Here is a 16,947-nt window from a genome sequence, read left to right on the forward strand (position 1 = left end):
CCCCAAGGCCGCCGACGAGATCTCCTTCCCCAGCCGCATGTCCCCCAAGGCCACCCTCATCGCCGAAGCCCTCTGCGAGGGCTGCCCCCAGGCCACCGACTGCCTGCTCCACGTACTCGCCAACCCGCAGCTCTACACGGACGGCGTCTGGGCCGCCACCACCCCCAACGAAAGGAAGCGCATCCTCGTGCAGCTGCGCGAGCGTCTCGGCGAGGACTGGGTGCCCGCCGCCCTGCGCACCCACCGCTCCCGCAACGACTCCCCCCGCTCCTCCGGCTCCCGCCGCCCGGCGAACCACACCCACCTGCGCACCGCCGCCCAGGCCACCCTGGTGGTGGCCGCCTGATGTCCCCTGCGTCGACCAAGATGCGCCGCACCGCTACGCACCGGCCGGCCACCAGACGCCGCCGGTTCCGCCACGACGACCTCGTGGCCGTCGATCTCTTCTCGGGTTTCGGAGGGTTGACCCGCGGCATCGAGATCGCCGGGTTCACCACGATCATGGCCGCGAACCACAACCCGTACAAAACCCAGGTGCACGAGGCCAACCACCCGCACGCAGAGCATTGGATCGCCGACCTGGTCGACCCCGAGGCGGCGGACTACCACTCCGCCCGCGACCTTCCCGCAGCCGACCTCCTCGTCGCCGGAATTTCGTGCGTCAATCACTCGCAGGCGAACACGGTCAAGGCTTACGAGCAGGGCCTGACGTTGTTCGAGCTGCAGGATCCGAGTACGAGGCGCGGGTGACCCGGTCCGAGCGGGACCGGGCGACCGCGAACTGCGGCCTGCACTACGCCGCCCAGCACCACCCGCGGCTGATCATCGTCGAGTGCACGACAGAGCTAACGTCGTGGGGCCCGGCGATTCCCGGCCGCCCGAAGGTCGGCGACGGGTCGACGTACCGGTGGTGGCTCAAGCAGTTCGACCTGCTCAACTACCGGCACAAGGTGCTGTACCTGAACAGCATGTTTTTCGGCGTGCCGCAGTCACGGGACCGCCTGTACATCGCGTTCTGGGACAAGTCCCTCCCCGCTCCCGACCTCGAGCACCGGCCGGTCGCGCGCTGCCACCACTGCGACAGGGACGTCGAGGCGGTCTGGACATGGCGCACCGGAGTCCCACCGACCGGATCGGTGCGCTACGGCAAGCAGTACGACTACCGCTGCCCCAGCTGCCGACACGAAGTCGTCCCCCCCCCCCAATGACGCCGTCGCTGGCCGCGCTCGACCTGAGCGACCTCGGGACCCGCATCGGCGACAGGAAGAAGCCACTCGCGCCGGCGACGATGGCCCGCGCGGAGCGGTGCCGTCAGCGGTTCACCAGCTTCCCCGCGGTGCTCATGCCGGCAAAGGTCGTGCAGGGCTCCGAGCGGCATCCGTGGCGGCAGATGGCAACGGGGACCAGCCCGCAGGAGGCTTCCGTCCTGTCGACGGGCGCGCTCATGGCGGCTGCGGGCAACACGTTCGAGAGGCCGGGATCGGATTGCCGTTCGCGCGGCTTCGACCAGCCGTTGTGGGCGCAGCCCGCGACCAACACCACGGGCCTGATCACGCCTCCTGTCGCGCTCACCACCGGCGCCGTGATCGCGGCGCACCGGCACAACGGTGACGGGCAGCACATCACGCGGCCGATGGACACCGTGACCTCGACGCACGAGAAGGCCGTCTTGCTGGCGGTCGACAACTACCAGGGCGGCCCGCGCGGAGTCGACGACCCGCTGCCCACCCAGGTCGGCTCGGAGACACTCGCCGTGGTGTCCTCCGGAGTCATCCCCTGCCGGAAGAACACCGTGCCCTCGGTGCACGCCGAGGCCATGTCGACGTTCACCTCAGACCAGATCCCCGGCCTCCTCACTGCGGCCGGCTGGTTCAAGCAGAACGGCGCCACCGGGGCCGAGACCGCGCCCCATCCCCTCACGCACTCTCTCGGCACCCTCACTGCCCGCGACACGACAGCGCTGCTCATGGCCGAGTGGCAGGCCTCGCTCGTGGAACCTCCGCTGGAGGACGGCCATCCGGATGGCCTTCGGCTACCAGCGCCTGGACCAGCCGCCCGGCCCCGGCGATCCGGCCGGCGGCGCCCTGGTCGGCGTGTGCGCCCTCGGTGTCCCGATGCACCCCGGTGTCCTTGCTTACGACAAGGTCTTCTTCCCCCGCTCCTGGGAGGAGGGCCTGTGCGACGGCTGTCGCACCGCCGCCACCTCGGCCGATCCGGTCCGGCGCGTCCTGGCCGCCCTCCCCGAGAAGCTGCTGCTGGCCTGCGGCCGCACCGCCCCTCCCACGGTCGTGGCCACGATCCGCGCGGAACTCGCCCACCACACCCCCGGGCAGCTGGCCGAGCGGATCGAACGCCGCTGGTACGGCAGCTGGAACTCCCGCCCCCTCACCCGCGAGTCCGACAACCGCCAGGACGGCTACGGGCCCGATGACGTCGCCGTGTGGCTGCTGGCGCCGCACCCCTGCCGAGCGCGCTGCGATGACGGCTGGGACCCGGCCAACAGTGACCGTCGCTGCCCCCACTGCGCCACCACCCCGGCGAGCGAGTGGCCCGAAGACGACCAAGGCGACGGGGACGATGCGGGCACCGGGGGCCCGGCCGACCGCAGCCTGGCCGAGGCCCTCGCCCACCGGCCGATACTGGAGTGCGAGGGCAACGACGGCTCCTGCGGGCGTCCCCGTCGCCCAGCCCTACACCCGCTGCCCCGACTGCCTCGGGTGGCCCCGCTGTGCCTGTGGCCGCCGCTACGACCCGCACATCGGCCGGGCCTGCCCCACCTGCACCGCCGACGCATGACCCGCGGCCGCCGCGCCGGGCCGGGCCGGGCCGCTCGAGGCGCGCACGCATCAGTGCCCTTTCCACATGCCCAGGTGACATGACGACCGCCTGGCGCATCGAGCAGGAGGTCCTCACGCCGGAAGGAGCCTCGGCCCTGCCGTTGCTGGTTCGGCAAAGGATGTTGTGAAGGGATGGGAGACGAACCGAAGCTGGCGGCCGGCCGTGAAGTCCTCGGCGCCCGAGATCATGAGTCTGACGGCATGAACGGAGCACCTTCCTGATGCGCGTATTCGTCACCGGTGCAAGCGGCTACATCGGCGGAACCGTCGCTTGCCGACTGGTTCAAGCGGGGCACACGGTCACGGGTCTGACTCGCGATGCGGCCAAGGCCGATGCCCTGAATCAGCTGGGTATCCAACCGGTGGTGGGCAGCCTGGACGACGTGGCTGCGCTCACCGAGCATGCCCGCCGCGCTGATGCGGTCGTCAACGCGGCCAACAGCGACCATCGGGAAGCTGCCGAGACGCTCATCGCCGCTCTGGCCGGGTCTGCCAAGCCGCTGATCCACACCAGCGGCTCCAGCATCGTGGGCGTGCGAACGGACGGCGAAGTCTCCGAATCCATCTTCCGCGAGGACATCCTGGAGCCCGGCTCCAACTGGGAAGCCGACCACCCCATCCGCAAGGCGCGCGTCGCCATCGACCGCCTGGTCCTGGCCGCCGCGGACAAGGGCGTACGTTCCGCCGTGCTGTGCGCAAGCCTGATCTACGGGGACGGGCGAGGACTGGGCACCGACAGCGTCCTGATCGCCGCACTGGTCCGCCAGGCCCGTGCCGGCGGAGTGGTCCAGCATGTGGGGGCCGGTCGCAACATCTGGTCCAACGTGCACCTCGACGACCTGGCCGACCTGTACCTCCTCGCCCTGGAGAAGTCACGGCCCGGCACCTTCTACTTCGTCGAGAACGGCGAGGAATCCTTCGGCACGGTGACCGAGGCCCTCGCCCGCAACCTCGGCTTGCCCGGACCGCAGCCCTGGAACCCCGATTCACCCGACAACGTCTGGAACCACCAGTTCGCCTTTCACGCACTGGGGTCCAACAGCCGGGTACGGGCTGACCGCGCGCGTGATCTGCTTGGCTGGACCCCTCAGCACCACTCGATCACTGACTGGATCACGAACACGGACCTGAACGCGACATCCGGCCGCTGACCCCGTCGAGCTGCCGGAATGTCCCCTTCGGGGTGCAATGGGGGCATGGGTGACTTCATCGACCTCTGGACCGGCAAGCTGGTCGGCATCGCCGGCGGCGTGATCGACGAGAAGCAGGCGCGGGCGCTCGTGGCGGAGATCTACGAGGCGGCCGTGGTGCGCGGGGTCCGTCTCTACGAGGAGGAGATCGCGCTGCGCGAGGCCGAGCGCGAGGAGTGAGGGCGCGGCGCTCCGCTGGGGGAGCGGGCGGATGACCGCCTGCCGACCCGGACTGGTCGAGGTCACGCGGCGGAGCCGTCCCGTTGAGGGCCGCTGGCCCTCAACGGGACGCGACGCCCTCCAGCGGCCCGCGGGGGATACCTCAGCCGAGGCCGAGCTGACCGAGTGGCAGGCCGCCGAGGAGATCGCGGGTGGTGGCGCCGTCGGTGATCGGGCCCGTCAGGTCGGCCGTGGAGATGGGTGGGAGGTCGGCGATCTGGGTGCCGACCGAGTTGTCCAGCGGATCGGAGCCGGTGCCGGCCAGCGGGTCGATCGGGATGTCGAGGTTCGGGTTCACGGCCGCGAGGAGCCCCCCGGTGGCCGTGTCCGCCGCGTGGACGACCGGAGCCAGCGGGTTCTCCGCCAGCGGCTCCGCGGACGCGGCGCTCCCGGCGGCGAGGACCGCGCCGGTCGCCGAGACGGCCAGCCCGGCGGCGAGACGCGGCACACGGGAGGCGCGGGGGGTGCGGGAGAGCTCAGTCATGGGACGCACGGTAGTTGACCGATCGCGGTCGGCTCATCCCGCGGCCCGGGCCTATCACCCGAACGGCGCAGCGGGGCATCCGGGAGAATGGCCCTGTGACACGAGCCTCGCTGGAGAAGCAGCCCAAGGACGTCGCCGCGATGTTCGACGCCGTGGCGGAGCGCTATGACCTGACCAACGACGTGCTGGCCCTCGGGCAGAACCGGCGGTGGCGCAAGGCCGTCGCCCGCGCGGTCGCGGCGCGCCCCGGGGAGCGGGTGCTCGACCTGGCGGCCGGCACCGGCACCTCGTCCGAGCCGTTCGCGGCGGCCGGCGCCTTCACGGTGCCGTGCGACTTCAGCCTCGGCATGCTCGCGAAGGGCAAGCGTCGGGTGCCCTGGCTGCCGTTCACCGCGGGGGACGCCACCCGGCTGCCGTTCCGCGACGGCTGCTTCGACGCCGTCACCATCTCCTTCGGCCTGCGGAACGTGCAGGACACGGACGGCGCGCTGCGCGAGATGCTGCGGGTCGTGCGGCCCGGCGGGCGGCTCGTGGTCTGCGAGTTCAGCCACCCGACGTGGGCGCCGTTCCGCACCGTCTACACCGAGTACCTGATGCGCGCGCTGCCGCCCGTGGCCACCCGGGTCTCCAGCAACCCGGACGCGTACGTCTACCTCGCCGAGTCCATCCGCGCCTGGCCAGACCAGCCGGCGTTCGCCGCCCGGCTCCAGGCCGCCGGCTGGGAGCGGGTGGCCTGGCGCGACCTTTCCGGCGGCGTCGTCGCGCTGCACCGGGCCACCCGCCCGAGCGCCTGACGGCCTGCGTAGACTCCTTCAACTCGCCTTCACTCGCCTGCGCCACCCCCCCGCAGCCGTCCGACCGATGGGAGAGCCGAACGTGTCCGAGACCGCCGAGGCCGCCGAGAGCCGAGAGACCGCCGACGTCATCGTCGTGGGGGCCGGCCCCGCCGGTTCGACGACCGCCTACCACCTCGCCCAGGCCGGCCTTGACGTGCTGCTGCTCGAGAAGACCGCCTTCCCGCGCGAGAAGGTGTGCGGCGACGGTCTCACCCCGCGCGCCGTCAAGCAGTTGGTGGCCATGGGCATCGACATCTCCGAGGAGGCCGGCTGGCTGCGCAACAAGGGCCTGCGGGTCATCGCCGGCGGCACCAGGCTCCAGCTCGACTGGCCCGAGCTCGCCTCGTTCCCCGACTTCGGCCTGGTGCGCAGGCGGGACGACTTCGACGAGCAGTTGGCGAGCGCGGCCGAGAAGGCCGGGGCCAGGCTCCACCAGCGGTGCAACGTTTCCGCGCCGATCCGGGACGACAGGACGGGCCGCATCGTCGGCGTGGAGGCCAAGGTCGGCGAGGAGAAGCGGCGGGCGACGTTCCGGGCCCCCGTGGTGGTGGCCGCCGACGGCAACTCCACGCGCCTCTCCCTCGCCATGGGCCTGCACCGGGACGAGAAGCGGCCGATGGGCGTCGCGGTGCGCACCTACTTCACCAGCCCCCGGCACGACGACGACTACCTGGAGTCCTGGCTCGAACTGTGGGACCGGCGCGGCGAGCAGCCCAAGCTGCTGCCGGGCTACGGCTGGGTGTTCGGGATGGGCGACGGCACGTCGAACGTGGGCCTCGGCATCCTCAACAGCTCGTCCGCGTACAAGGAGCTCGACTGGCGCGAGGTGCTGCGCGCCTGGTGCGCCTCGATGCCGGAAGAGTGGCAGTTCACCGAGGAGTTCATGACGGGCCCGATCCGGGGCGCGGCGCTACCGATGGCGTTCAACCGGCAGCCGCACTACTCGCGCGGCCTGCTGCTGGTGGGCGACGCGGGCGGCCTGGTGAACCCGTTCAACGGCGAGGGCATCGCCTACGCCATGGAGTCCGGCCGGATCGCGGCCGAGGTGATCAGCCAGGCCCTGGCCCGACAGACGCCCGCCCAGCGGGAGTTGGCGCTGCGCGGCTACCCGAGGGTGCTCAAGGACACCTACGGCGGCTACTACACGATGGGCCGCGCCTTCGTGAAGCTCATCGGCAACCCGCGGGTGATGAAGCTGGCCACCGAGCGCGGCCTCAACCACCCGCTGCTGATGCGCTTCGTCATCAAGCTGCTCGCCAACCTGACCGACCCGGTCGGCGGCGACGCCATGGACCGGATCATCAACGGCCTGGCGAGGGTGACGCCGAACGCGTAGCCTCGGGCCGCCGGGCCGGATGACCGGCGAGGGGCGTCGCCGGGGATGACGGCTTCGGGCGCCCCGCCTTAGCCTCCTCGCCCCTTCATCAGTCCGCGGTGTCCCCGCCTCGGCTCAGCTCCAGGTCGCGCCGGCCGGCTGCTCGACGGTGGTGTTGAGGCGGTTGAAGAAGTTGGTCGTGGCGATCATCAGGATCAGCGCGGCCAGCTGCTCCTCGGTGTAGTGGTCGGCCGCCTCGTCCCAGATCTCGTCCGGCACCGCCTTGCCCGACCGGTCGGCGATCCTGGTGGCCGCCTCGGCCAGGGCCAGGGCGGCCCGCTCGGCGTCCGTGAAGCACGTCGCCTCGCGCCAGGCCGCGACCTGGTGCAGCCGCTCGTCGGTCTCGCCGGCCTTCTTCGCGCTGTCGAACCCGCCGTACACGCAGGCGCTGCAGCCGTTGATCTGACTGGTCCGCAGGTGGACCAGCTCCATGGTGTGCTGCGGCACGCCGCCGGCGTACATGGCCTTGAAGAGGTGCTGGATTCCCTTCGTGGCGTCGGGCAGCACCGTCGCGGGGTTCTTCATACGAGCGCTCAACGTGCTCTCCTTCTCTCCCGAGTCTCTCCCGGGGTCTCTCCCGGGGTCTCTCCCGGGGTACGGTGGTCGGCGCGTCCCGCGCGCCGGCCGGTCGGTGTCCTTCACCCCACTGACGGATCGCGTCGCGAGGATGTGACAGGTGAGCGAGCAGGAATCTCTGGCTTCTCTGGCCGGGCGTTTCGAGGAGCAGCGGCCGCGGTTGCGCGCGGTGGCCTACCGCATGTTGGGCTCGCTCGGCGAGGCCGAGGACGCCGTGCAGGAGGCGTGGCTGCGGCTGAGCCGGGCGGACGTCTCCGAGGTGCGCAATCTGGGCGGCTGGCTGACCACCGTGGTCGGCCGGGTCTGCCTCGACATGCTGCGGTCGCGCACCGCGCGCCGCGAGGAGCCGATGCCGGACCCGGTGCTCAGCGGGCCCGGCGGGGTGGAGCCCGAGCAGCGGGCGCTGGTGGCCGACGAGGTGGGCATCGCGCTGATGATCGTGCTCGGCACGCTGGCGCCGGCCGAGCGGCTCGCGTTCGTGCTGCACGACCTGTTCGCGGTGCCGTTCGACGAGATCGCCGAGGTGCTCGGCCGGAGCCCGGCCGCCGTCCGGCAGCTCGCCAGCCGCGCCCGCCGCCGGGTGGAGGGGGCGGCGCCGGCGCCGGACACCGACGCGGCGCACCGGCGGGCGGCGGTGGACGCCTTCCTCGCCGCCGCGCGGAACGGCGACTTCGAGGCGCTGCTGGCCGTGCTCGACCCGGACGTGGTGGTCCGCGCGGACGGTGGGGCGCTGGGGCCGAGTTCGCTGCGGCGCGGGGCGAGGAACGTGGCCTCGGGGGCCGCCACCTTCGGGCCGCTCATGGACGCCGGCCTGCCGGTGCTCGTCAACGGCCAGCCAGGGGTGCTGGGTCTCACAGGCGACGAGGTCCGCTCGGTGGTGACCTTCTCGGTCAGCGGCGGCCGGATCTCGGCCATCTACATCCTCAACGATCCGGAGCGGCTGCGGACCATCGACGTCGAGTCCCTCCGCTGATTCTCGCAGCCCTGTTATATTAGCGCTGTGACAATCCCTGATGATGACCCGACCCGGGTTCCCGATCCGTGGCGGCCGCTGCACGAGCTGCTGGCCGCCATGGACGCGGAGATCGAGCAGGTCTACCGCGCGCGCGGCATCGAGGGCGTGCGGCCGCGGTTCGCCTATCCGCTGATCAGGCTGGCCCACACCGGGCCGCTGACGATCCGGGAGCTCGCGAAGTCCCTCGACCGCTCGCACTCGGCCATCAGCCAGACCGTCGCCGCGATGCGCAAGGAGGGCCTGGTCACCTCCGAGCCCGGGCCCGATGCCCGCACCCGGCGGGTCGAACTCACCGAGCGCGGCCGGTCGTTGGTGCCGTTCCTGGAGGCCGAGTGGCGCGCCACCCACGCGACCGTCGCCGAGCTCGACGCCGAGGTCCCGCACGCGCTGACCGGCGTCGTCGAGGAGCTGCGGCGGGCGCTTGAGCGGCGGTCGATGCGGCAGCGGATCCTCGACCACCTCGTCGAGCCGCCCGCATGAGCATGCGCCTCCTCGACACCCGCCCGCTGCGCACCAGCCGCCCCTTCCGTGACCTGTGGCTCGGCTCGGCGCTCTCCGGGGTCGGCGGGCAGATAGCCACCGTGGCGGTGCTGGCCCAGGTGTGGGAGATGACCGAGAGCCCGGTCGGCACCGGCGCCATCGGCCTCGTCACGGGGGTGTCCATGCTGCTGTTCGGTCTGGTCGGCGGGACGCTGGCCGATACCTACGACCGCCGTGCGGTGGTGCGGGCCACCACCGCCGGCCAACTCCTCGCCGCCGCCGGTCTGTGCTGGCAGGCGCTGGCGGGCAACGAGAGCGTGGTGCTCCTCCTCGCGCTGGTCGGCGCGGGAACGGCGCTCGGCGCGCTCGGCGCGCCCGCCCGCCGCACCTTCCCGGTCCGGCTGCTGCCCGCCGACCAGGTCGCGGCCGGCCTCGCGCTCACCAACGTCGCCTTCCAGGCGTCGATGCTCGCCGGCCCCGCGCTCGCCGGACTGATCATCGCCCGCTGGGACTTCGAGGCGGCCTACGCCGTTCAGGCGGTGGCCGTCGTCGTCTCGCTGCTGGCCATCCTGCGCCTCCCGCCGATGCCGGTCGCCTCGGCGGCGGGCACCGGGCGGCGCCGACCGGAACGCGGCGGCTGGTCCGTCATCCTGCGCCGCCCCACGCTCTGGGGCTCGATGGCAACCGACCTGTCCGCGACGCTGCTCGCCATGCCGATCGCGCTCTTCCCGCTGGTCAACGAGATCCGCTTCGACGGCAACCCGCGCACCCTCGGCCTGTTCCTCTCGGCCGTCGCGGTCGGCGGCATCACGGCCGGACTGCTCTCAGGGACGGTGACGCGACTGGGCCGCGGCGGCCTCGTCCAGCTGACGGCGGCCGCGTTCTGGGGCCTCGCCCTGGCCGGCTTCGGCCTGGCCGGGCCGCTGTGGCTGGCCCTCGCCTGCCTGGCGGTGGCCGGCGCGGCCGACACCATCTCGGTCGTCACCCGCAGCGCCCTCGTCCAGTTGGAGACCCCCGACGCCTTCCGCGGCCGCGTCTCCTCGGTCGAACACGTCATCGGCGTCGCGGGCCCCGAACTCGGCAACTTCCGCGGCGGCCTGCTGGCGTCCGCCACCTCGGCCCCCTTCGCCCTGGTGACGGGCGGCCTCTCCGCGACCCTCGTGATAGCCGCGGTGGCGGCGACCAACGGCCCGCTACGGGCGTACCGCGTGCCACGCGCGGAGCCGGCGGCGGAGGTGACGCCGGCGGCGTGACGGCTCAGGCCTCGGCGACCCGGCGAGAGTTCCTGGACGGGTGAGAGCCACTATCTGCCCGGTTTGGATCGATCGCGCCTCTGATGTCGCCCTCCGGCTAATTAATGGCGGGCTTTGGCAACGCGAACGCCTGAGGGGCGGATTTGCGATTTCCGGCGCCGAGCATAACGGGCCATACGAGGGCACCGAAGGAAATCGCGAAGAAATTCCTGACTTGTTCATGGCGTACGTGCAGGTGAACGCGGCGTCGTGCGAGGTGTCGCGCTCCGGGGTCTTCGGTTGCCGGTGGCGTTCATTGCCGAGACGCGGGTACCGTGTGCCTGTGTCAGATATAGAAAATATTCAGCAGTTCGCGCATCGCCCCAAGCGCATCAATGACGCGGTCGACGCGTTCAGCAGCTACTCTCGCGACTTAAATTTTCCGCTGCAACGTGTGGTCGACCTTGATGCGAAAGTAATCAATCTGGCGAGTTATGACTATCTCGGCCTGCATGGGAACCCTGGTATCGCGGAGGCCGTCCGCGAGGCCGTGGGCCGGTTGGGCACCGGAAGTGGCGGGTCGAGCCGCGCCATTGGGCACCACGCCGTCCACCAGACCCTGTCCGAGCGTCTCGCTTCCGCGGTGGGCCACGAGCACGTCACGCTCTTCTCCTCCGGCTACGCGGCGAACGTGGGCATCCTCTCCCAGTTGATGAGGCCTGGGGATGTCGTGTTCCTCGACCGGCTGGCCCACGCGTCGGCCATCGACGGCGCGAAGCTCTCCGGAGCCCGGGTCGCGACGTTCCCGCACAACGACCCGGTCGCCCTCGACCGCCGCCTGACCAGGCTCACCTGCGACGGAGAACGGCTGGTGTACGTCGAGGGCTTCTACTCGATGGACGGCGACCGTGCCCCCCTGGCGGAGATCGCCGCCGTCTGCCAAAAGCACGGGGCGCTGTTGTTGGTCGACGAAGCCCACAGCGAGTTCCTCGTCGGCCCCCGGCACCGGGGATCCTGCGACGACGCCGGCATCGTTCCCGACATCTACATGGGAACCCTCTCCAAGACGCTCAACGCGCAGGGCGGGTTCATCGCGGCCGGCCGGGAGCTGGGCGAGTGGATCGAGACCACGACCCGCGCCAGGATCTTCAGCGGCAACCTGTCTCCCCTGATGGCCAGCGCGGCCCTGGCCGCGCTGGACGTGGTGGCCGCCGAGCCCAGCCGCCGCGACCGGCTGTGGGCCAACACGCGGGCATTCCGCGACGCGTTGGCCGAGCGGGGCGTCCCCGCGTACGGCGACACCCAGATCGTCGCCATCCCCGTCCCCGACGAGCACTGCTACGACATCAGCGCCCAGCTGCTGAGGGACGACATCTGGGTGGGGCCCGCCGTCTACCCCGTCGTCCCCGTCGGCAAGGCGCGACTGCGCCTGTCGATCACGGCCGCTCTCGACCCCGGGCAGCTTCTCCAGGCCGCCGACCGGATCGCCCACGCCATGGAGTCCCGCCGATAACGCTCGGCGCGCCCGGACGCCGCGCCATCATGGCCCACCGTGGTCGATGTTGAAAATATTCTCGGCGGTACCTTCGTGGAGGGCACGGATGAGGTCAGGGTCTTCGAGACCGCGTTTGAACGGGTCGTCGCCGCCGCGCTCTCCGTTGACGACTCGCGGGCGAGGATCAGGCTCTGTTTGAGAGGAACGGAACGTGAAGTCCAGCCGTAAGGACGATCTGTACGCGATCGACCTGAGCAATGCCGAGTGGCACAAGTCGCCGTTCAGCACGGCCGGCGAGCAGTGCGTTGAGATCGCCGACCTGCCCGGCGGTGGTGTCGCCATCCGCGACTCCAAGCACCCCGAGCGGGAGGCGCTGCGGTACACCGCCGAGGAGTGGAGCGCCTTCCGGCGGGGCGTGATCGAGGGCGCGCTGTGACGCGGCGCTGATGTACGCTCCCCATGAACGGGACCTCACTCGGGGCCAGTTGGCCCCGAGTGCATCACGTTGGCGAAGAGGACCTCATGTCAGCCGTCGTTGTTGTCGGTGCGGGGATCGTCGGTGCCTCGGTGGCCTACCACCTGGCGAGTCGAGGCGTTCAGGTCAGCCTGCTCGAGCAGGGACCGGGGCCCGGCACCGGGGTCACCGCCGACTCCTTCGCCTGGGTCGGCGGGTCGGGAGGCGACTGGCCCGGCGGAGCCCAGGACCTACGGGAGTACGTCCTGGCTGACTACGCGCGCCTGGAGGCCGAACTGCCCGGCGTCACCCTGCGCCGGACCGGCTCGCTGAACTGGGGAGGCGGGGCGGATCGGGAGTCACGGCTGGCGCCCGGACAGTTCCGCGTCGGACGGAGTGACATCACCGACCTGGAGCCCAACCTCCGCGACCCTCCCGATCAGGCCGTCCACATTCCCAGCGACGCCGGTGTCGACGCGACGGCGCTGACCAGCTCACTCGTGGCCGCAGCCGAGGCCCGTGGAGCCACCGTGCGCTACGAAACCGCCGTCACCTCGTTGCGGATGTCCGGTGAGCGCGTCGAGGGAGTGCTGTCCGCGACCGGGCTCCACTCCGCCGCGACCGTCGTGCTCACCGCCGGAACCAACGTCCCCGAGCTCTGCGAGCCGCTGCCGGCCGAGCTGCCCGTCGTCGCCTCTCCGGCCACCCTCGCGCGGATCACCGCGCCGCCCGGCCTGGTCAGAACCATCGTGGCCACCCCTGATTTCGAGGTCAGAGAAGTGCGTGACGGCGACCTTCTGCTGACCCTGCCGCACGTTGACGGCCCGGCAGCGCTCCGTGAACAGGCCGCGCACGCCGCCTTTCGGCGTCTACAGGCAGCCTTCCGTGGCAGCGACCAGTGCCGCCTGCGCGGCTACCGCACCGGCAGGCGCCCGGTGCCCGCGCACGGACCCCTCATCGGTTACGCGACACGCGATCGGTCCGTCTACGTCGCGGTGATGCACTCCGGCGTCACCCTGGCACCCACCGTCGGACGGCTCATCGCGGACGAACTCGTGACCGCCAGGCCGGCTCGCGAGCTTCTGCGTTGCCGGCCACGCCTCTACTGACCTCACCGAGGGAGCCGGTAGACGGAGACGTGGGAGGGCGACTCGGCCGTGAACTCGGCTCCCTGCCAGTCCGCGTGGCGGGACTCCAGCTCGAAGCCGGCCAGCTGGCCCATGAGATCGAGTTCGGCCGGCCAGACGTAGCGGTGCGGGCTGCGGAACAGCCGTGCCTGCCTGCCGTCGTCGAACCAGAAGTGGTGCGAGACGACGTGCTGGCGCAGGACGTCGTAGGTGTCGAGGCCGATGTAGCCCGTCTCCGACTTATCGACCACCGCCTGCTGACCGGGCGGGAGCTTCCGTAGATCGGGGACCCACAGCTCGATGACGAACCGGCCGCCCGGCGCGAGGTGGCGCGCGGCGTTGCGGAAGCACGCCACCTGTTCGGCCTGGGTCAGCAGGTTGGAGATGGCGTTGTAGACGAGGTAGACGAGCTGGAACCGGCCCGGGACGCTGGCGGTCGCCATGTCGCCGACGACCACCGGGATCGTCGCCTCGTCCGCCTTGGCGCGCAGTTGGTCGAGCATCGGCCGCGACAACTCGACGCCGATGACCGGCACTCCGCGCCGCGCGAGCGGGACGGCCACCCGGCCGGTCCCGATGGCGAACTCCAACGCCCGTTCGCCTTCCGCCAGTTCCGCGAGCCGCTCCACCGTCGGGTCCAGCACCTCCGGCGCGAACATGCCGACCCCGGGCGTGTCATAACGCTGGGCGGCTATGCGGCGTGGGTGTCCGTGCCGCGCAGGATGTACAGGTCGTCGCCGAAGACCGCGGAGATCTGGATCTGACCGCCCAAGGCGGCGACGTAGCGGGCGATGGCCTCCACGGTTGAGACCTCGCCGCGCTCGATCTGCGAGACACGGCTCTTGGTCACCCCCATCAACTCCGCGACCTCGCTCTGCGTCAGACCAAGCGACTTGCGGCGCTCGGCCAGCCGATGCCCGTCGATGTACGCCTGGTTACGTTTACGAGCCTCGGCCACCTCCTCCTCGCCGCCGGCGCTGGCAACGACATCAGCGCGCACCTCACTCCACTTGGGGAAGTTCGTCATCGCTGTCCCTCCTCGGCTTCGCGTTCTTTTACATACTCGACGTACAGTTCCTCCGCCTGTGGGATCGCCTGGCGGTACCAGTCCGACCAGTTTCCCGACTTGTCCCCGCCCACCAGCAGAATCGCGCACCGCCACGGATCGAAGACGAACAGGATGCGGATCTCGGAACGGCCCGCCGACCCGGGCCGCAGCTCCTTCAGATTGTGGACCTGAGAACCCTGTAGGCGGTCGACAAGCGGCCGGCCCAGGCCGGGGCCGCCCTCGGCGAGTCGGTCGATGGCATCAATGACCTGTGTCTTGGATTTCTGGTCCAAGGTGTTGATCCAGGCAAGGATCCCGTTGGTCACGCGGATTTCCCACTCCTCCACAAGGCAAGTGTAGCAAATCCTCTACCTCCGGCCGATGCGCCGACGCCACTGACGGCTCCCAGCTGGAACTACGCCATGATGCGGGACCAACTTCGCCATCTGTTGGACATGGCCGACCTGCCCCAACATCACCCTCTAGATCATGCCGCTCGGCGCTACCCGCATCCAGCCCTGGGGGACGGTGGTCAACCTGGAGAACATCCTCGGCGGCTACTTCGTGGAGGGTGCGGATGAGGTCAAGGTCTTCGAGACTGCGTTTGAACGGGTCGTTGCCGCCGCGTTCTCCGTGGATGATTCACGGGAGAGGATCAGAACTTTGTTTGAAGGGAACGGAACGTGAATCCCGCCCGCGAGGATGATCTGTACGCCATCGACATAAGTGCCGCCGAGTGGCGTAAGTCGCCCTTCAGCAGCGGCGCCGAGCAATGCGTCGAGATCGCCGATCTGCCCGGTGGCGCTGTCGCCATCCGCGACTCCAAGCACCCCGAGAGGGAGGCGCTGCGGTACACCGCCGAGGAGTGAGCGCCTTCCGGCGAGGCGTGATCGCGGGCGCGCTGTGACGCGGCGCCTGGCCCGAGGTCGCGGCTGGCTGGGATGGCACGGACGGTGTCATCCCAGCCAGCGATGTCGTTCGCCACCTAACGGCGGCGAGAGGGCGCCACGACTTCCCTCGCGATGGTCCACGACAGTGTGGCGAAGTCGCGGTCGTTGTTTCGTTCCGCCGACAGGGCATCCATCACCGCCCGCGCCCGGCACCACTCCATGAGGTATCCAGGTCGTGTCCGGCGAACTCGACCAGGATGCGCAGGCGGTCCCGGAGCCCCCGACCTGGATCGTCGGCCGGCAGCTCTGTCCACCGGTTCCGCAACATCGGCAGGAGGTCATACTCCCGCGGCCCGACGCACGGTTTCGGGTCGATGGCTTTCCACTCACCCGTTTCGCTCGCCAACACGTTGGCGTAGTGGTAGTCGCCATGGAGCAGGACAGACGCGCACGCCACCGATCCGGCTCCCAGGTACGTGCGCATCGCCGGTTCCAGGATCGAGGTCTGCCACCGTGGCCGACCAGTCGTGAGCGCTCGGTCGATTCCCTCGGCCGCCGCACCCCACTCCTCGGCGACACGCGGCAGTCCGCCCGGCGGCGGCACGGCGTGGAGCAGGCGCAGCACGTTCCCGGCGACCTCGAGCGCCTCACGCATCGGTTGGCGTTCGAGGGTTACAGCCGGTTGAAGCCGTTCAAGGAGAAAGGCACCACGGCCAATGTCCTGTCGCAGAAGGAGCACGCTGCCATGACCGCCCCAGGTGCGCAACGCGATGGGCTCACGGCGGGTGTAGTCGTCGGGTCCAGGCCACCTTCAGCACGGCCCGCCCGCCCTCGGCCTGCCGAACCGGCAGCACCACTGCGACGTAGCCGTGCAACACGTCCCCGTCGACCGTCAGCTCCCACTCCCGGAGCATGGTGTCAACGAGGTCCGGCAGACCGTCGATCCACGCCCTCCCCGGTGGACCTTCTCGTCGAACCGTCGCCTCGGCGAACGCCTTGGGAACCCTCATCACCTCGTGCCGCCCCTCTCACCGGTTCATCGGGACTCTGCGGTAACCGCCACGCTGTCAGAGGATGTCACCGAGGGAGCCGGTAGACGGAGACGTGGGAGGGCGACTCGGCCGTGAACTCGGCTCCCTGCCAGTCCGCGTGGCGGGACTCCAGCTCGAAGCCGGCCAGCTGGCCCATGAGATCGAGTTCGGCCGGCCAGACGTAGCGGTGCGGGCTGCGGAACAGCCGTGCCTGCCTGCCGTCGTCGAACCAGAAGTGGTGCGAGACGACGTGCTGGCGCAGGACGTCGTAGGTGTCGAGGCCGATGTAGCCCGTCTCCGACTTATCGACCACCGCCTGCTGACCGGGCGGGAGCTTCCGTAGATCGGGGACCCACAGCTCGATGACGAACCGGCCGCCCGGCGCGAGGTGGCGCGCGGCGTTGCGGAAGCACGCCACCTGTTCGGCCTGGGTCAGCAGGTTGGAGATGGCGTTGTAGACGAGGTAGACGAGCTGGAACCGGCCCGGGACGCTGGCGGTCGCCATGTCGCCGACGACCACCGGGATCGTCGCCTCGTCCGCCTTGGCGCGCAGTTGGTCGAGCATCGGCCGCGACAACTCGACGCCGATGACCGGCACTCCGCGCCGCGCGAGCGGGACGGCCACCCGGCCGGTCCCGATGGCGAACTCCAACGCCCG

27 protein-coding genes are annotated in these 16,947 nt (G+C 70.7%); 17 read left to right on the forward strand and 10 right to left on the reverse strand.

Annotation, left to right across the window (positions count from 1 at the left end; translation table 11 throughout):
* From E1265_RS18765 to E1265_RS39290, 3 genes are all read left to right on the forward strand, one after another.
* A partial coding sequence (locus E1265_RS18765; RefSeq protein ID WP_207931133.1) for a WhiB family transcriptional regulator occupies positions 1–346 on the forward strand: 346 nt, incomplete at its 5' end.
* A gap of 83 nt (positions 347–429) precedes the next feature.
* Entirely contained in the window at positions 430–750 is a 321-nt protein-coding gene (locus E1265_RS39285) for a DNA cytosine methyltransferase (RefSeq protein ID WP_243740925.1), read from the forward strand.
* Positions 747–1,208 (forward strand): DNA cytosine methyltransferase, encoded by a 462-nt coding sequence (locus E1265_RS39290; RefSeq protein ID WP_243740926.1) that lies wholly within the window; start codon positions 747–749, stop codon positions 1,206–1,208. The genes E1265_RS39285 and E1265_RS39290 overlap by 4 nt, the downstream gene beginning before the upstream one ends.
* A 103-nt stretch (positions 1,209–1,311) precedes the next feature.
* Here E1265_RS39290 and E1265_RS39295 read toward each other — a convergent pair whose 3' ends face one another.
* Together E1265_RS39295 and E1265_RS39300 are read right to left on the reverse strand one after the other, a co-directional pair.
* Positions 1,312–1,686, reverse strand: coding sequence for a hypothetical protein (locus E1265_RS39295; RefSeq protein WP_243740927.1), 375 nt, complete (start codon positions 1,684–1,686; stop codon positions 1,312–1,314).
* Entirely contained in the window at positions 1,687–1,830 is a 144-nt protein-coding gene (locus tag E1265_RS39300) for a hypothetical protein (RefSeq protein WP_243740928.1), read from the reverse strand.
* A gap of 191 nt (positions 1,831–2,021) precedes the next feature.
* Between E1265_RS39300 and E1265_RS37125 the strand changes: the two genes are divergently transcribed.
* From E1265_RS37125 to E1265_RS37130, 3 genes are all read left to right on the forward strand, one after another.
* Positions 2,022–2,879, forward strand: coding sequence for a hypothetical protein (locus tag E1265_RS37125; RefSeq protein WP_165953792.1), 858 nt, complete (start codon positions 2,022–2,024; stop codon positions 2,877–2,879).
* Positions 2,880–3,058: 179 nt separating this feature from the next.
* Positions 3,059–3,988, forward strand: coding sequence for an NAD-dependent epimerase/dehydratase family protein (locus E1265_RS18775; RefSeq protein WP_132931461.1), 930 nt, complete (start codon positions 3,059–3,061; stop codon positions 3,986–3,988).
* A gap of 45 nt (positions 3,989–4,033) precedes the next feature.
* Positions 4,034–4,207, forward strand: a complete 174-nt coding sequence (locus E1265_RS37130) for a hypothetical protein (RefSeq protein ID WP_165953793.1) — start codon at positions 4,034–4,036, stop codon at positions 4,205–4,207.
* A 142-nt stretch (positions 4,208–4,349) separates the two neighbouring features.
* Here the strand turns inward: E1265_RS37130 and E1265_RS18780 are convergent, their stop codons facing one another.
* Positions 4,350–4,730, reverse strand: coding sequence for a hypothetical protein (locus E1265_RS18780; RefSeq protein WP_132931463.1), 381 nt, complete (start codon positions 4,728–4,730; stop codon positions 4,350–4,352).
* 95 nt (positions 4,731–4,825) lie between these two features.
* Between E1265_RS18780 and E1265_RS18785 the strand changes: the two genes are divergently transcribed.
* Both E1265_RS18785 and E1265_RS18790 read left to right on the forward strand, forming a co-directional pair.
* Entirely contained in the window at positions 4,826–5,524 is a 699-nt protein-coding gene (locus tag E1265_RS18785) for a demethylmenaquinone methyltransferase (RefSeq protein WP_132931465.1), read from the forward strand.
* Positions 5,525–5,606: 82 nt separating this feature from the next.
* Positions 5,607–6,902, forward strand: a complete 1,296-nt coding sequence (locus E1265_RS18790) for a geranylgeranyl reductase family protein (protein ID WP_243740929.1) — start codon at positions 5,607–5,609, stop codon at positions 6,900–6,902.
* Between the two features lie 114 nt (positions 6,903–7,016).
* Here the strand turns inward: E1265_RS18790 and E1265_RS18795 are convergent, their stop codons facing one another.
* The gene (locus tag E1265_RS18795; protein WP_132931469.1) at positions 7,017–7,478 is read right to left on the reverse strand and encodes a carboxymuconolactone decarboxylase family protein; all 462 of its coding nucleotides are present in this window, start codon (positions 7,476–7,478) and stop codon (positions 7,017–7,019) included.
* Between the two features lie 139 nt (positions 7,479–7,617).
* Here E1265_RS18795 and E1265_RS18800 point away from each other — a divergent pair, with 139 nt between their 5' ends.
* The 7 genes from E1265_RS18800 to E1265_RS18830 all read left to right on the forward strand — a co-directional run bounded on the left by E1265_RS18800 (position 7,618) and on the right by E1265_RS18830 (position 13,302).
* The gene (locus E1265_RS18800) at positions 7,618–8,490 is read left to right on the forward strand and encodes a sigma-70 family RNA polymerase sigma factor (protein ID WP_132931471.1); all 873 of its coding nucleotides are present in this window, start codon (positions 7,618–7,620) and stop codon (positions 8,488–8,490) included.
* Positions 8,491–8,523: 33 nt separating this feature from the next.
* On the forward strand, positions 8,524–9,012 hold the full coding sequence (locus tag E1265_RS18805) for a MarR family transcriptional regulator (RefSeq protein WP_132931491.1): 489 nt from the start codon (positions 8,524–8,526) through the stop codon (positions 9,010–9,012).
* Positions 9,009–10,265, forward strand: coding sequence for an MFS transporter (locus E1265_RS18810; RefSeq protein ID WP_132931473.1), 1,257 nt, complete (start codon positions 9,009–9,011; stop codon positions 10,263–10,265). The genes E1265_RS18805 and E1265_RS18810 overlap by 4 nt, the downstream gene beginning before the upstream one ends.
* 322 nt (positions 10,266–10,587) lie before the next feature.
* Positions 10,588–11,757 (forward strand): aminotransferase class I/II-fold pyridoxal phosphate-dependent enzyme, encoded by a 1,170-nt coding sequence (locus tag E1265_RS18815; RefSeq protein ID WP_165953794.1) that lies wholly within the window; start codon positions 10,588–10,590, stop codon positions 11,755–11,757.
* Positions 11,758–11,796: 39 nt separating this feature from the next.
* On the forward strand, positions 11,797–11,967 hold the full coding sequence (locus E1265_RS18820; protein WP_243740931.1) for a Scr1 family TA system antitoxin-like transcriptional regulator: 171 nt from the start codon (positions 11,797–11,799) through the stop codon (positions 11,965–11,967).
* Positions 11,951–12,175: a DUF397 domain-containing protein gene (locus E1265_RS18825; protein ID WP_132931476.1), complete on the forward strand. Its 225-nt coding sequence runs from the start codon at positions 11,951–11,953 to the stop codon at positions 12,173–12,175. The genes E1265_RS18820 and E1265_RS18825 overlap by 17 nt, the downstream gene beginning before the upstream one ends.
* Before the next feature lie 86 nt (positions 12,176–12,261).
* Positions 12,262–13,302, forward strand: coding sequence for an FAD-dependent oxidoreductase (locus E1265_RS18830; RefSeq protein WP_132931477.1), 1,041 nt, complete (start codon positions 12,262–12,264; stop codon positions 13,300–13,302).
* Positions 13,303–13,304: 2 nt separating this feature from the next.
* On the opposite strand, the gene E1265_RS18835 is transcribed toward E1265_RS18830, so the two are convergent.
* The 3 genes from E1265_RS18835 to E1265_RS18845 are packed head-to-tail and all read right to left on the reverse strand — an operon-like array spanning position 13,305 to position 14,715.
* Positions 13,305–13,979, reverse strand: a complete 675-nt coding sequence (locus E1265_RS18835; RefSeq protein WP_132931479.1) for a class I SAM-dependent methyltransferase — start codon at positions 13,977–13,979, stop codon at positions 13,305–13,307.
* Positions 13,980–14,011: 32 nt separating this feature from the next.
* Complete coding sequence (locus tag E1265_RS18840) at positions 14,012–14,347, reverse strand: helix-turn-helix transcriptional regulator (protein WP_132931481.1); 336 nt, start codon at positions 14,345–14,347, stop codon at positions 14,012–14,014.
* Positions 14,344–14,715, reverse strand: coding sequence for a type II toxin-antitoxin system RelE/ParE family toxin (locus tag E1265_RS18845; protein WP_132931483.1), 372 nt, complete (start codon positions 14,713–14,715; stop codon positions 14,344–14,346). Before E1265_RS18845 ends, E1265_RS18840 begins: the two co-directional genes overlap by 4 nt.
* A 142-nt stretch (positions 14,716–14,857) precedes the next feature.
* Between E1265_RS18845 and E1265_RS18850 the strand changes: the two genes are divergently transcribed.
* Together E1265_RS18850 and E1265_RS18855 are read left to right on the forward strand one after the other, a co-directional pair.
* Positions 14,858–15,055 (forward strand): Scr1 family TA system antitoxin-like transcriptional regulator, encoded by a 198-nt coding sequence (locus tag E1265_RS18850; RefSeq protein WP_132931485.1) that lies wholly within the window; start codon positions 14,858–14,860, stop codon positions 15,053–15,055.
* The gene (locus E1265_RS18855; RefSeq protein ID WP_347877216.1) at positions 15,052–15,237 is read left to right on the forward strand and encodes a DUF397 domain-containing protein; all 186 of its coding nucleotides are present in this window, start codon (positions 15,052–15,054) and stop codon (positions 15,235–15,237) included. The genes E1265_RS18850 and E1265_RS18855 overlap by 4 nt, the downstream gene beginning before the upstream one ends.
* Before the next feature lie 214 nt (positions 15,238–15,451).
* On the opposite strand, the gene E1265_RS18860 is transcribed toward E1265_RS18855, so the two are convergent.
* The 3 genes from E1265_RS18860 to E1265_RS18865 all read right to left on the reverse strand — a co-directional run.
* The gene (locus E1265_RS18860) at positions 15,452–16,024 is read right to left on the reverse strand and encodes an aminoglycoside phosphotransferase family protein (protein WP_165953795.1); all 573 of its coding nucleotides are present in this window, start codon (positions 16,022–16,024) and stop codon (positions 15,452–15,454) included.
* A 10-nt stretch (positions 16,025–16,034) separates the two neighbouring features.
* Complete coding sequence (locus tag E1265_RS37135) at positions 16,035–16,172, reverse strand: hypothetical protein (protein ID WP_165953796.1); 138 nt, start codon at positions 16,170–16,172, stop codon at positions 16,035–16,037.
* A gap of 163 nt (positions 16,173–16,335) precedes the next feature.
* Positions 16,336–16,947 (reverse strand): class I SAM-dependent methyltransferase (locus tag E1265_RS18865; protein ID WP_132931489.1); only part of this gene is annotated, 612 nt, incomplete at its 5' end.

It is taken from the genome of Streptomyces sp. 8K308, from assembly GCF_004348315.1.
Taxonomy (GTDB): Bacteria; Actinomycetota; Actinomycetes; order Streptomycetales; family Streptomycetaceae; genus Streptomyces.